Here is a 12291-nt window from a genome sequence, read left to right as displayed (position 1 = left end):
TGCTGACCATTCTCAGGGCAGAAGCAAGGCGAGCCGAAAGTTTGCGGGGCTCAGTGGGTCAAGGCCAGAGCGGAGCACGCGCCGGGCTGCCGCCTGACGCCAAACCCAAGGCATGCATGGGTTCAGACGGCATGACCTGCAGCCCCTTTGAACAAGAGGCGCCGCAACTGCGGCTCGACCCAGTCCAGCGACAGCAAGAAAGCCAGGCTGACCGTCAAATTGAAGACCAGATGCGCCAAAGCGACCGCCAAGCCCGGGTCCCCAGCCAGCGTGACCATCAGCTGAGAAAAGGGCGTCAGAAAAGGGAAAAAAGCCAGCGCCCCGGCGGCATTGAATAAGCCATTCGCGATGGCTGTGGCGCGCGCCGTCGCGCTCATGCCCACGCTGGCCAACAAGGCCGTTGAGGTCGAGCCCACATTGGCTCCCACCACGATCGGGATGGCCGCCTCCGCAGGCAACACGCCTTGTTGCGCCAACAAAATCGCCACGCCGCTGGTCACACTGCTTGACTGCACCAGCGCGGTGAAGACCAGCCCCGTCACCAACCCCAACCAGGGCGTTTGCGCCAGAGCCAACCACTCGATGAACAGCGGCTCTTGCTGCAGAGGCTTCAGCTCCGCGGAAATGAGATCCAGCGCAAAGAAGATCAGACCGAAATAGAACACCGACTTGCCCGCCATGCTGAAGCGCTTGGGCAGCGCTGTAAACAGCGCCCCCAGGACAATGAATGCCGGGCCTATGCCGGTGAGCTTGAGCGAGACCAGCCAGGCCGTTGCCGTGGTGCCGACATTCGAGCCCAGCAAGACACCCAGGCTGGCCCGGAAGGAGAGTGCAGAGGCATCCACCAAGGCCGCGGTCAAGGCCGTGATGGCACTGCTGGACTGCACCGCCGCTGTGGCCAGCGCGCCGACGGCAAAGCCTTTCCACCGGCTTTGGGTAATTCGCGCCAGCCAGACCCGCAAGGACTTCCCTCCCACGAGTTGCAATTCGCTGCTGAAGCCCTGCAAGCCGTAGATGAACAAGACGATGGCGGCAACAAGTGCGACGAGTGAGTGAAAGCTGCTCATGCGCAAAGTCTAAAGGGCGGGGGCTTGCACGCACTGCCGCGTCAGTTCAGTTGCCCCAAGGCTGACAGAACCTCCGCTTTGCGCAAACCAATCACGCTAGGGCCGGCTTTGCGCCGCAGCTGGCGGCAAGCCGCGTGGCAAACCGCTACCATGCAGCCTCCGCTGTTGCTGCGACCCCTCTCTGGCCCCCCCGCCCATCCATGAGTGCCGATCTTCGTTTCCTTGTTGTTGATGGTTTGACCGGCGTACAAACCTTCGCCCGCCAACTGCTTGAAGGCTTTGGCATGGCGCCGGACAGCATCCGTTGCGCCAGTGAACCCGAAGCCGCGCTGGCGATGGGGCAAGCATTCAAGCCCGACTTTTTAATCACCGACTGGTTCCCGAAAAGCGGCTTGACCGGTATCGGCCTGCATCAGCGCCTCAAACTCGACAACCCCGGTTGCCGCTTGGCGCTCCTGAGCTTTGAAGTCGGGCCCGAACAAGAGCAGCAGGCGCACGCCGCCGGTTCACGCTTTTTGTTGCGCAAGCCCTTCACCGCCGCCGAACTCAAAACCACCATGACCCAGGCCCTGGCAGCCTTGGCCAAAGAGCGCCCGGAGTTGCATCAGCGACTGAGCAGCGTCATGCGCGCCGCCAACCCGGGCGCACCGATGCGCTTGCCCATTGCCATGCCCGTCATCCCCAGCCTGAAAGCGGGCGACAGGGTGAAGCACGGCAGCATGACCGATACGGTGAGCTGTGTGGTGGTCAGCCAGGGCGAGTTGCTGGTGCAACTCAAGGGTGGGCCGGCCTTGATCCCGGCCACCAAGCTGCAGCGCCTGTGAGTCGGGGCTGCGCCCGAGCAAGGCCGTAAGCGACTAAGGCCTGCGCAAGGCGCCAGAGGCGCTCAGTGATCGCCCGCCAGGCGCAACAGGCGGCTGCGCACCAAGGGGTGCCAGAGCCGACTGTCCTGCACCGGGGTTGCCAGCGGCAGCTCAGGGTTGCGCAGCACCAGCCAGCGCCGCTCGGCCAGTTTGGCGCGGGCCAGTTGCGGGCCGACCCATTGCTCAAACAAGGCGGCGAAGCTGCCGTCGGCCAAGACCAGTTCCCAACCCTGACGCAGGCGCTGCGCCAGCTCCGGCCTTTTCGGATTGACGAAGAAGTAATAGGCGGAAGGGTAGGCGATCAGCCACTGCGTCAGCACGGTCAACTCCGGCACGGCATCAACGATGGGAAAGACCTCGATGGCCCCCAGCGCAAACAAATCGATGCGTTCGCGCTTGAGCATCTCCGGAAAAGTGCTCAGCCGAGGGATGCGTTCGACATGCCAGCCATTGGCATGAAGGATTTGGGTATCCGGCCAATCGGCCACTTGGGCGAGCTTGAAGGCCTGGGCCTGCGCCAAGCTGCTGACACTTTCAAAGCGCTCGCTGCGGCTGCTCAGGCTGATGGGCAGGCGCACGCCCAAAAGCCCGCGGTAAAGACAGACCCGCATCGGAATGCCCTGGCTCTCGCGGGCCGTTGTGCTCATCGAGCTCACCACATCTAGCTCCCCGCTAGCCAACTGCAAGAAGGCGCGGCTTTGCGAGACCACCGCGCTGGGCTGAAGTTGGTAGGGGCCGTGGCTAGGGACGGTTTTGTCCAGCAGCAAACGCAGCACCGCTTGTTCGTAGGTGATGACTTTGGCCTGCTGCTCCTGGCCCAGGGCATGGCGGATCAGCAGCGGCGCAGTCTCGGCCCGCGCTACCCAAGCACCGGCCAGCATTTGCAGCAGAAAAATTAGCAGCGGCAGCAGCACGGATAGCAGCCGCTTGGGCACCAAGACCGCGTGAACGGCTGACTTGAACATAGCTGAAGTTTGCCTCAACTTGGCGCTACGCGGGCGCCTCAAGCTGGCTGGCCCAAGCAATCCCGGCCCGCCCTATTCCTTCAAGTATTTGTCGTAAATGGCCTGCAAACGCCCCGACTCCTTGAGCTGCTTCAAGCCCTGGTTGAAATCATCACGCACTTGCGGGTCGCGAAAGAGCGGGCGGTAGTCCTGCGGATTGAGCTTGACGAAAGGCGTCTCGTCGACGGGCTGGAGCGCGACGCCCTCTCGCTTGAGCTGCAGGGCGAAGTACTTGAAAATATTGCGGTCGCTGAGCACCACGTCGTAGCGCCCCAGCATCAAGGTCTTGACCTGGGCCGATTGGTCATTGATTTCCACATAGCGGCCGGCGCGCCGCACCGGCTCCAGCCACTCCGGGTAGCGCTTGATGGCGCCGACGAAAGACACCACGCTCAAACCATTCAGATCGGCCGGCTTGAGGATCTTGAGCTGGCGCCGGCTCAGGCTGATGAAGACGTTGTCATACATCACGGCCGGCTCGCCGTATTGAGCGCCTGCGGCGCTCATGTCCTGCCCCAGATCCGTCATGGCCGCATCCACCGTGCCGTCGCGAAAGGCCACCGGAATCCGCGCAAATGGAAAGTAACGGGGCTTGAGCTGGTGCCCCTTAAAGGCCAGCGCCTCGCGCATCACCTCAAGCTCAATACCGGAGTTGCTAGAGGGAAAGCAGAACGGCGGAATCTTCTCGCCGAAAGCCATGCTGACTTCGGCGGCCCGCAGCGGCGCTGCAAACAAGAGGAAAGCTACGGCCAGCGCCGCCAAAGACGGCGGCACCAAGCGAAAAGATCTGCACCCTCTCCCCATGCCAATCCCTCCTACCCACGACGGGCAGCTGAGGAAAAGACTATCACAGCTGATCCTGCAGGGGAGCAGCTCTAGTGATTCACTTTCAACAAGGCTTGATAGCAGCCAGCCAGCGCACGCGCATTGATGTCCCAGGTGTATTGGCTGCGGATCAACTCATGCCCGCGCGCGGCCAGTTGCGCACACAGCGCGGGGCTGTCCATCAGGCGCGCGACGGCTTCTTCAATCGCAGGCACCGAACGCGGCGGAATCAATAGTGCCTCTTGGCCATCGCTGACCACATCGCCGACCCCGCCGACCTTGGTGAATATGCTGGGGGCGCCGACAAACAAGGACTCAAACAGCACGGTCGGCGTGCCTTCGGAGTGCGAGGGCAAGATGAAGGCGCTGGCGAAGCGCATCCAGATTTTGACCTTCTGGTGCGGCACCGCGCCGACCCGGATCACCACGTTTTGCAGTCCGTGCTCGGCCAGGTAGTTGTCGATGTAGGAGCCCAGGTGGTTCCCCCCCACCAAGAAGACACGCAGATTGCGTCGCCCGCCGGCCACCAGATTCTTGGTTGCATCCAGCAATTCCTTGATGCCCTTGACCTCTTTGAGGTAGCCCACAAACACCATATTCCATGTGTCGGCGTGCGCGGCCTTGAGGGCCGCCACTTCCTGCAACTCCGCTTCATTCAGCGAGAAATTGTCGGTGTTGACGCCGTTGGTGATGTATTGACTGAAGTCGGCGATGCGGCCCTGGGTGTACTCAAGGCCAAGCTGCAGCCCTTCCCGGCTGACAAAGACATTGGCATCCGCGCCCTCCAAACTCTGCGCTACCTTCTCAAAACAGGCCTGGTTGTAGCTGGGCGCGTCAATGATGCAGGTGCGGTGAATGGTGTGCAGCACCTTGACTTGCGGGAACAACTCATCACGGCAGCGATTCGCCGCATAGCCACAAGGGTAAGTGGCGTGGGCATGAATGACATCAAACGGCCATTCCTTGTAAAGCGCCGCGATCTGCGCGCGAATGCCGCGGAACATCCAGTCGCCAACCCGTTCGTAGAGACTATGCGCGGGCAGGGTCAGATAGCGCGGATGGTAGACCGGATGCCCGGCATATTGCTCTTCATCGGGCAAGGCGGCCAAGGCCCGATACGATTTTTTGATCAATGGCAGAGGGAATGGCGCCAGGGGAATCGGCTGCATGATTCGCACCTCAACACCTTGTTGGCGCAGCGCCTCCGCTTGTTCGTGCACAAACGTTCCAGACACAGGATTTTCTGCATTTGGATACCACATGGTAAGGAACAGAACTCTCATAGCACCGGCTTATCCCGCTGTTTTCAGAAGTTTTTGGTAGAGCGCGTCATAGCGCTGCAGGAACATGCTGTTGTCATACTCGGCATGGACGCGGCGTAGATTTTCTGCGCCCATGCGCTGGGCGAGCCCTGGCTCCGTCGCGAACCTTTGCAAATGCGCCGCCAAGGCCGCGTCGTCGTCTGAGGGGAAAAACAGCGCGTTGCTGCCTTCGTGCAGCCAGCAGAGGTTGCCGGCGATCGCGGAGGCCACAATCGGCACGCCGCAGGCCATGGCCTCCAGCACCGAATTGCTCATACCCTCCGAATGCGAGGTGTTGGCGAACAGATCGAACCTGGGATACCACTGCTCGGGCGTCGCGGTCTCCCCCACGAAATCGATCTTGCTGGCCGCAGCACCCTGGCGAGCCAGTTGCGAGAGCGCCTCCAGTTCAGGCCCAGCGCCGACCAGAACCAATCGCACCTTGAGTTGCGGCTGAGCCTGCACCAGGCGCCCAAAAGCACGAATCAAGCAAGGCAGATTCTTGATGGCATCAAAGCGGGCAATCGTGCCGATGACGAATTCGTCAGCATCGCGACCGGTGTCAGGGCCGCGCTCGCTGCGCGGCTTGAAGCGGCCGAGATCAACGCCATTGGGCACACAGACGATGCGGCTTGAGGGCAATTTCCAGCGCCCCTGCACGTCTGCCGCAATCGACTCATTGACGGCCACCACACGGGTCGCCAGGCGGGCCAGCGTGGCCGCCGCAATTTCGCGGCGCAGCGGGATCCCGGCGCGGTCTTGCTCATTGCGGCCATGCTCACCGTGCAGCACCACCGGCACCCGCGCCAGCTTGGCCGCCAGCACGCCGTAAAACATGGTGGCCCAGTTATGGGTGTGCACCACATCGAATTGCCCCTCGCGCATGAAGCGGGCCAGACCCAGCAGACGGTCACGATGGAGGCCGGAGGGAATGGGGAAATAGGTATGGCGCTCAGGCGGCCAAGGCAGCGTTGCCCCCACCACAGGTCGCAAGCTCAGGGCATGGATGTCATACCGGTCGGCATCCAGCCCAAGGCCCAGCCGCAGCACTCGGCGCTCGGCACCGCCCACTCCCAAGGCATACAGCAGGTGCAGCACGCGTACTTTTTTTTGCATTGTGTTGGGCCAGCTTTTCTTTTGCAGCGAGGTGTACTTCAGCGAGTTATGTTCAATTGCAGGTTAGACCCTTCGCAAGCTGCGAACCGCCACAAAGCATAGGGGCGGAAAAATTTGGGTCAGCGCCGATTTATTCTGCCTGAAGCCCGAGTCATTCCGCGCGCCCGCGGCAAGCATCGCTGCGTCGATTTGACGCGCCAGCCATGCCGCCACGCCGACATCAACACGCAACAATGGCGCGTTAGCGTCCAGGCGCCGGCGCCACTTGCTGCAGCTACGCGCCCATCAGCGTAAGCCCCTATTTCAGCCGGCAAGGCCCTGGCTTGTTTCTGCTGTCAAATGCCAGCTCAGAGTCAGCAGCCAACACTTCAGACTTTCATGAGCCAGCCTGCATGAGTGCCTTGTCGACCCCGCCGCGATGGCAGCGCCTCGGGATTCGGCTGTCTGGCCTCCTGCTCACCCTGTTCTTAGCGGCCTGCGCCGGGACGGCACCACCTCCCCCCAAGCTGCCCCCCGCCTACGCGATGGCGCCGCAGGACTCCGGCGTCTGGGCGCAGACCGAAAGCCAAGTGGCCGCGCTGCACGGCAGCGACGCCTCCGGATTCCGCTTGCTGGAAAAGAACTCGGAAGGCCTGAAGTGGCGCCTGGCCCTGATCGACCAGGCCAAGCACAGCCTGGACTTGCAGTACTACGTCTGGTTTGGCGACGCCAGCGGTCAGTTGCTGATGGCGCGGGTGATCGCCGCGGCCGAGCGGGGCGTGAAGGTACGCCTGCTCTTCGATGACTTGAGCACCATGCTGCGCCATATGACGGCGCCGGAGTTGAGGGACGAGATGCTGGCCTATATTGACTCGCACCCGAATATTCAAGTCCGCACCTTCAACGCCTGGCAGAGCCGCGACTGGATTGGCCGGATTGCCGAAGGCACGCGCGATTTCAGCCGCATCAACCGCCGCATGCACAACAAGCAAATGGTGGTGGACAACCGCGTGGCCATCATCGGCGGGCGCAATATCGGTGATGAGTATTTCGGTCTGAACAGCGAATTCAACTTCCATGATCTCGACGTGATGGGCGTTGGCCCGGTCGCTCGCCAGGCCAGCGCCGTCTTCGATCGCTACTGGAACAGCGACTGGGTGCGGCCGATTCCAAGCAGCAGCGCCGCGCGCAGCCGAGGCCGCATCACCGCCGCCGCCATTGAGTTGCCCGAGGCCGCTGCCGCCCACCCCGGCATGCAAGACCTGCTGGCCGGGCGGCACAGCTGGACGGCTGAGCAGCAGCTGCTGAGCGCCTCCCTGGCGCCGGGACGCAGCGTGGTGCACACCGACTCGCCCTCGCGGGCCGAAGGCGTTCGCAACCATACGCCCGAGGCCTTCCGGGCCTTGATGCGCTCGGCACAGAGGGAAGTGCTGATCACCAATGCCTACATCATCCCGGATGCCAACTTCATGCAAGACCTGGCGGACTTGCAGACGCGCGGCGTGCGCGTGCGCATCCTGACCAATTCGCTGGCCTCGCACGATGTGCCGGCCGTCAACGCGCACTACGAAGACTGGCGCGCGCCGATTCTGAAGACCGGCGCCGAGCTGCACGAGTTAAGACCTGACCCCGCGATCAAAACCGACTGGGTCGATACCGCGCCCGTGCGCTCGGGCTTTGCCGGGCTGCACACCAAGGCCATGGTGATCGACCGCGCGCGCAGCTTCATCGGCTCGATGAATCTGGACCCGCGCTCCGAAGTCATCAACTCCGAGATGGGCGTGATCATCGACAGCCCCGCCCTGGCCGCCACCCTGGCGCAGCGCATGGAGCGCGATATGAGCAGCGCCAACAGCTGGCGGCTGGCATTCAATGCCGCGCAAACCGTCGTCTGGCATGGCGAGCAGCAAGTGCTGAAACAAGCCCCCGCACGCAGCCACTGGCAGCGCCTGCAGAGCTGGTTCTTCAAGCTGATGCCGTCCAGCTATTACTGAAGGCGCCGCTGACATGTGCCACACGATCTTGCGCTGCTGCTCTTGGGCTGTTACCGGCCTCATGGCCGCCGCGCTGAGCGCCTGCGTCAGCTTTTCACCCCAGCCCGGCCCCGATGCCCAAGTGCCCGGCAGCGGCAATTACCAAGTGCTGACCACGCCCATCGTGGCCCTGGGGGATACGCAGGAGCATGAGCCCACGGGCTGGCCGCTTTACGACAACGACAGCGCGGTGGACGCTTATGTGGAAGTGGCCCAGCGCCCGCCCGAACAGCCGCTGTTTGGGCGCCGCATCATGGAGTGGGCGCTTCAGGCCCACCCCAACGAGAACTTTCTACATCTGGGCGATGTGCTGGACCTGTCCTGCCGCTCCGAAGCGCAGCGCATGAGCCGGGTCTTCAACGCGGCGGGCCGAGCCGGCGCCATCCTGCCCGGCAATCACGATGGGCTGATGTTTGGCATCTACGGCTACAGCATCATGGACGACATCCTCAACCGCGATGCGCAGAAGTGGAACCAGGCCTGCCGGCGCGGCGCAAGCTTGGAAGAGAAGGCCAACAAAGGCCAAAACGAGGCCTTCAGCAAACGCGACTTCATTCAGATGTATCTGGAGGGCCAGGCGGCCGTGCCCTCGCAGCCCGGCATCCAACTCCCTCCGGCCCGAGGCTCGCACCGCGTCAGCTGGCGCAACCCCAATGCCGAGGCCTTCCTCAGCGGCATTGAGGCCCATGTGCTGGACGGCTATGCCTATGCCGATTCCTTCCTGGCCCAGCGCATTCAGCTACCACGGGCCCCTGGCGCCACACGCAACGTGATCGTCATTGGGCTGGACACCAACCAAGCCGGCCCCCTGGTCAGCAGCTGGGACACTTTGATGGGCCGCAGCCCCGGCAGCATCGGCCACGTCAATCTGGACCAGGTGCGCGCCCTGACGCACTGGGTCACCGAAGCCAAGAAAAAAGGGGACTTGGTGATCTTTGCTGGCCACCACAACTGGCGCGCGCTCGGCCTGCCTTCGCGCTTGCTGCTGCGCAGCCTGATGTCACGAGTCGACCACCCCTTGGTCTACTTGTCGGCCCACACCCACCGCGGCTTCTGGGCCGCCCACCGGGAGCTCGACATCCGCCCGGTGCTGGAGCTCAACGTCAGCTCACTGTCCGATTGGCCGGTGGCCTACCGCCGCATCAGCTTTGCCTACGACGAGGCAGCCAAGCGCATCCTGGTGCGCGGCGAGCTGATGCCGCATGGCGAAGACCCGGTGGAAAGCGATGACGAGCTGATGGCCGCCTGGGAGGGCCAAACCTGCGGCTCGCTGAATGTGCCGGTGGACGCGATTCGCGCGGTGGACGGCGAGCTGGTGCGCAAACAGCGAGAGTCGCGCGGCAGTCTGGTGGGCTGGCTGCTCAAACGCTTCGGCCCGGACTGTGAGGGCTGTGACGCCACGCTCTACGAACACGCCCACGCTTACCAAGACGCGATGCTGGACGCCATCATGCAGGTCAAACAATTTGTCGATGCCGACACACGCACTTTGATTCGCGCCGAATTCCCCCGCTGGTGCAAGGGCGCCAGCTTTGATGAATGCGTAGAGAAGCTGCGGGCCGAGCAGCCCAAGGACTATGCCGAGCAAGTCGATTTATTCAGGCGCAAGGCCAAACTGGTGGATCTGCTCGGCGCCCATCTGGACGACTTGACCGAGCCGCGCGCCAGGGCCTATATGACTTGCCGCGCCGTGCAAGCCGCCAAGCTCGACTTTGATGCCACCGAAGAAACGCGCAATGAGAATCGCAGTGAAGCCAAGCGCCGCGCCGAGCGCTTTTTTCTGACCGAAGCCAGTGTGGGCATGGACTGAATCGTGAGAACACCGCTGCTGCTGCGAATTTGCCCGCCAACACTTGCCCTGCTGCTCAGCGCCTGCGCCAGCTGGGTCGCCCCGCCGGCGGTGATGAGCCCCTGGCCCATCGTCAATCTGCCCCTGGCCGCCGCCGGCATCCAAGACGAGCGGCAAGACTTTGGCGCCCTGTTTGCGCAAGAGCTGCTGGCCCACCCCGGCCCCAAGCCACAACCGATTCAAGCCTGGTTGCATGGGCTTGAGCCCGCGCCGCCGCCGGCTAGCCTGGCGGCCTCCAAGCAAAGACTGGCCGCGCTGGAGCAACGCTTTCAGGCCCAAGCGCCCGGCACCTCGGTCTTGCTGGTGCCCGGTTTGTTCTCCGACTGTTTTGAAGAACAGTCCGTGCCTTTTGGTGACGGCGTTTTGCGCGAGCGCACGCTCAGCCGCAGCGAGGCTTATCGCCAATATGCCGATTTGGGCTTGGCCCAGGTTCAAGCGCTGAGCCTGCCCGGGCGCGAGTCCAGCGCCGCCAATGCCAAGCGCGTGGCGGCGGCCATTCGCCAAGAAGCCGCGCGCCCCGGCGTGCAGCGCATTGTGCTGATTGCCTACTCCAAAGGCGTGCCAGACACCTTGCGCGCACTGGCGCTGCTGCAGGCCGAAGCTGAGGGCCTGCCCGCGGCCGTGAGCGATCTGGTGGCGGTGGCCGGCGTGGTCATGGGCACCCGTTTGGCCGACCACTTTGAAGACCTGTTTGAAAGCCTGTCCACGCGCATCAATGCTTTTGGCTGCACGGCCTCGGACGGCCAGGAGGTCAGCAGTGTGACGCAGCGCGAGAGCGTGGCCTGGCTGGCCGCGCACCCGCCACCCCGCAGCCTGTGCTACCACTCGGTGCTGGGCTTTGTGCCGCCGCATGAAGTGGGCATTTCGCTGCGCCCCTTCAATAGCGCGCTCAGCAATATCGACCCGCGCAATGATGGGCAGTTGCTCAGCCGGGACGCCATCCTGCCCGGCAGCAGCCTACTAGCCGAAGCCCGCGCCGACCACTGGGACATTGCCCTGCCGCGCGAACGTCACCCCAGCGTCTGGGTGCGGGCCAGCACCAGCGAGCGCGGCTATCCGCGCGAAGCTCTGTTCCGCGCCTTGGTCAAATGGACCTTGGGCAGCGGCGCCTGAGGCCGCGCTGCTGCGCCCACAACTCACTCTTTATCCATTCAAGGTGACTGACCATGAAGATGCGCATCTGTTTTTCTGCCCTCCTCGCTGCGGCCGTTGGAGTCGCCCCGCCAATCACTGTGGCCGCCGAACCCGGCATTCAGGTCAAGCAGGTTCAGTTCAAGAAGGGCAGCTCCGGCAGCACCATCAAGGCCAGCATCAAAGGGGACCAAACCATTGACTACAAGCTGCGCACGGGCGCAGGGCAGGTCTTGACCGTCAGCTTTAAGCCCAGCAATCCCTCGACCTATTTCAATGTCTTGCCACCCGGCTCACAGGGCGAGGCCATTCATATCGGCTCAAGCGCCGGCAATGAGTTCAAGCTGGACAGCACCGAGGCGGGCGAGTACAGCGTGCGGGTCTATCTGATGCGCAATGCCGCGCGGCGCAATGAGCACAGCAACTACCAACTCAAGATCGACGTAACCGGCAGCCCCAGCAAGTGAGCCGCAGCCGCGCTAGGCCGCGCCCAAATGCCCCAGCGGCGTCACCCCGGCCGCCTTCACCTCGCCCAGAGAAAAGCGGGTGTGCACGTCCTTCACATTGGGCAGGTGCAGCAAGGTGTCGATAGTGAAGCGGGAAAACGCGTCCAAGTCGGTGGCCATCACCTGCAGCTCGAAGGTGCCGGTGCCTGAGATGTAGTGGCAGCTGATCACCTCGGGCAGCTGGCGCAGCGCCTCTTCCAGCACCTTGGTGGAGGCGCCGTTATTGCGGTCGGCATCCACCCGTACAAAGGCCAGCACGCCTAGACCAACCTTGCGTCTATCGATCTCGGCCCGATAGCCGGTGATGAAGCCCTGCTCCTCCAGCCACTTGACGCGCCGCCAGGTCGGCGCCGCCGACAGGCCGATGCGGGTGGCCAGCTCGGCATTCGACAAACGCGCGTCGCGCTGCAGGGCTTGCAGGATGGCGATGTCGTAGCGATCCAGGCCCGAGGACGCACCGGGCGCACCGGCCGGCACCCCTTCCTGCGACTCAAGGGTTTTTACTGAAGTTTGATTTTTCGAAATCATTCGCAAGGCCTTCCGCAGTTCTCAGCATGATTATTGCGCGAACTGCGAATCTGGAGCGCCAAAAAGCAAGCACAGCAGGCCGGGCTTTT

Annotated in this window: 11 protein-coding genes; 5 read left to right on the top strand and 6 right to left on the bottom strand. The window is 63.2% G+C overall.

The genetic code is table 11. From position 1 onward, the window contains the following. Positions 1–122 precede the first annotated feature (122 nt). Positions 123–1067, bottom strand: a complete 945-nt coding sequence (locus AABB87_RS15130; protein ID WP_341972013.1) for a Na/Pi cotransporter family protein — start codon at positions 1065–1067, stop codon at positions 123–125. Between the two features lie 200 nt (positions 1068–1267). On the opposite strand from AABB87_RS15130, the gene AABB87_RS15125 reads away from it, so the two are divergent. After that, positions 1268–1891: a response regulator gene (locus tag AABB87_RS15125; RefSeq protein ID WP_341972012.1), complete on the top strand. Its 624-nt coding sequence runs from the start codon at positions 1268–1270 to the stop codon at positions 1889–1891. 62 nt (positions 1892–1953) lie between these two features. On the opposite strand, the gene AABB87_RS15120 is transcribed toward AABB87_RS15125, so the two are convergent. The 4 genes from AABB87_RS15120 to AABB87_RS15105 form a co-directional block, all read right to left on the bottom strand. Continuing rightward, positions 1954–2895 (bottom strand): hypothetical protein, encoded by a 942-nt coding sequence (locus tag AABB87_RS15120; protein ID WP_341972011.1) that lies wholly within the window; start codon positions 2893–2895, stop codon positions 1954–1956. A gap of 72 nt (positions 2896–2967) precedes the next feature. After that, positions 2968–3669, bottom strand: a complete 702-nt coding sequence (locus tag AABB87_RS15115; protein ID WP_341972010.1) for a substrate-binding periplasmic protein — start codon at positions 3667–3669, stop codon at positions 2968–2970. A gap of 140 nt (positions 3670–3809) precedes the next feature. After that, complete coding sequence (locus AABB87_RS15110) at positions 3810–5021, bottom strand: glycosyltransferase (protein ID WP_341972009.1); 1212 nt, start codon at positions 5019–5021, stop codon at positions 3810–3812. Between the two features lie 30 nt (positions 5022–5051). Then, the gene (locus AABB87_RS15105; RefSeq protein WP_341972008.1) at positions 5052–6176 is read right to left on the bottom strand and encodes a glycosyltransferase family 4 protein; all 1125 of its coding nucleotides are present in this window, start codon (positions 6174–6176) and stop codon (positions 5052–5054) included. 524 nt (positions 6177–6700) lie between these two features. On the opposite strand from AABB87_RS15105, the gene AABB87_RS15100 reads away from it, so the two are divergent. From AABB87_RS15100 to AABB87_RS15085, 4 genes are read left to right on the top strand one after another with little or no spacing between them, the layout of a single operon-like run. Further along, on the top strand, positions 6701–8149 hold the full coding sequence (locus AABB87_RS15100; RefSeq protein ID WP_341972007.1) for a phospholipase D-like domain-containing protein: 1449 nt from the start codon (positions 6701–6703) through the stop codon (positions 8147–8149). Between the two features lie 13 nt (positions 8150–8162). Further along, positions 8163–9998, top strand: a complete 1836-nt coding sequence (locus AABB87_RS15095; RefSeq protein WP_341972006.1) for a hypothetical protein — start codon at positions 8163–8165, stop codon at positions 9996–9998. Positions 9999–10001: 3 nt separating this feature from the next. Continuing rightward, positions 10002–11150: a hypothetical protein gene (locus tag AABB87_RS15090; protein WP_341972005.1), complete on the top strand. Its 1149-nt coding sequence runs from the start codon at positions 10002–10004 to the stop codon at positions 11148–11150. Between the two features lie 53 nt (positions 11151–11203). Next, on the top strand, positions 11204–11635 hold the full coding sequence (locus tag AABB87_RS15085; RefSeq protein WP_341972004.1) for a hypothetical protein: 432 nt from the start codon (positions 11204–11206) through the stop codon (positions 11633–11635). A gap of 12 nt (positions 11636–11647) precedes the next feature. Here the strand turns inward: AABB87_RS15085 and AABB87_RS15080 are convergent, their stop codons facing one another. Beyond that, the gene (locus tag AABB87_RS15080) at positions 11648–12199 is read right to left on the bottom strand and encodes an Lrp/AsnC family transcriptional regulator (RefSeq protein ID WP_445944877.1); all 552 of its coding nucleotides are present in this window, start codon (positions 12197–12199) and stop codon (positions 11648–11650) included. Between the last annotated feature and the right edge of the window lie 92 nt (positions 12200–12291).

The organism is Roseateles sp. PN1 (assembly GCF_038419725.1).
Taxonomy (GTDB): domain Bacteria; phylum Pseudomonadota; class Gammaproteobacteria; order Burkholderiales; family Burkholderiaceae_C; genus Paucibacter_A.
Note: the sequence above shows the minus strand (reverse complement) of the source record. Positions and strands in the feature narration are given on the sequence as shown.

Excerpts from the sequence above, each read along its gene's own strand:
- AABB87_RS15130 (WP_341972013.1), bottom strand. The coding sequence starts at position 1,067 with ATGAGCAGCTTTCACTCACTCGTCGCACTTGTTGCCGCCATCGTCTTG.
- AABB87_RS15100 (WP_341972007.1), top strand. The coding sequence starts at position 6,701 with ATGGCGCCGCAGGACTCCGGCGTCTGGGCGCAGACCGAAAGCCAAGTG.
- AABB87_RS15110 (WP_341972009.1), bottom strand. The coding sequence starts at position 5,021 with ATGTGGTATCCAAATGCAGAAAATCCTGTGTCTGGAACGTTTGTGCAC.
- AABB87_RS15085 (WP_341972004.1), top strand. The coding sequence starts at position 11,204 with ATGAAGATGCGCATCTGTTTTTCTGCCCTCCTCGCTGCGGCCGTTGGA.
- AABB87_RS15120 (WP_341972011.1), bottom strand. The coding sequence starts at position 2,895 with ATGTTCAAGTCAGCCGTTCACGCGGTCTTGGTGCCCAAGCGGCTGCTA.
- AABB87_RS15125 (WP_341972012.1), top strand. The coding sequence starts at position 1,268 with ATGAGTGCCGATCTTCGTTTCCTTGTTGTTGATGGTTTGACCGGCGTA.
- AABB87_RS15095 (WP_341972006.1), top strand. The coding sequence starts at position 8,163 with ATGTGCCACACGATCTTGCGCTGCTGCTCTTGGGCTGTTACCGGCCTC.
- AABB87_RS15105 (WP_341972008.1), bottom strand. The coding sequence starts at position 6,176 with ATGCAAAAAAAAGTACGCGTGCTGCACCTGCTGTATGCCTTGGGAGTG.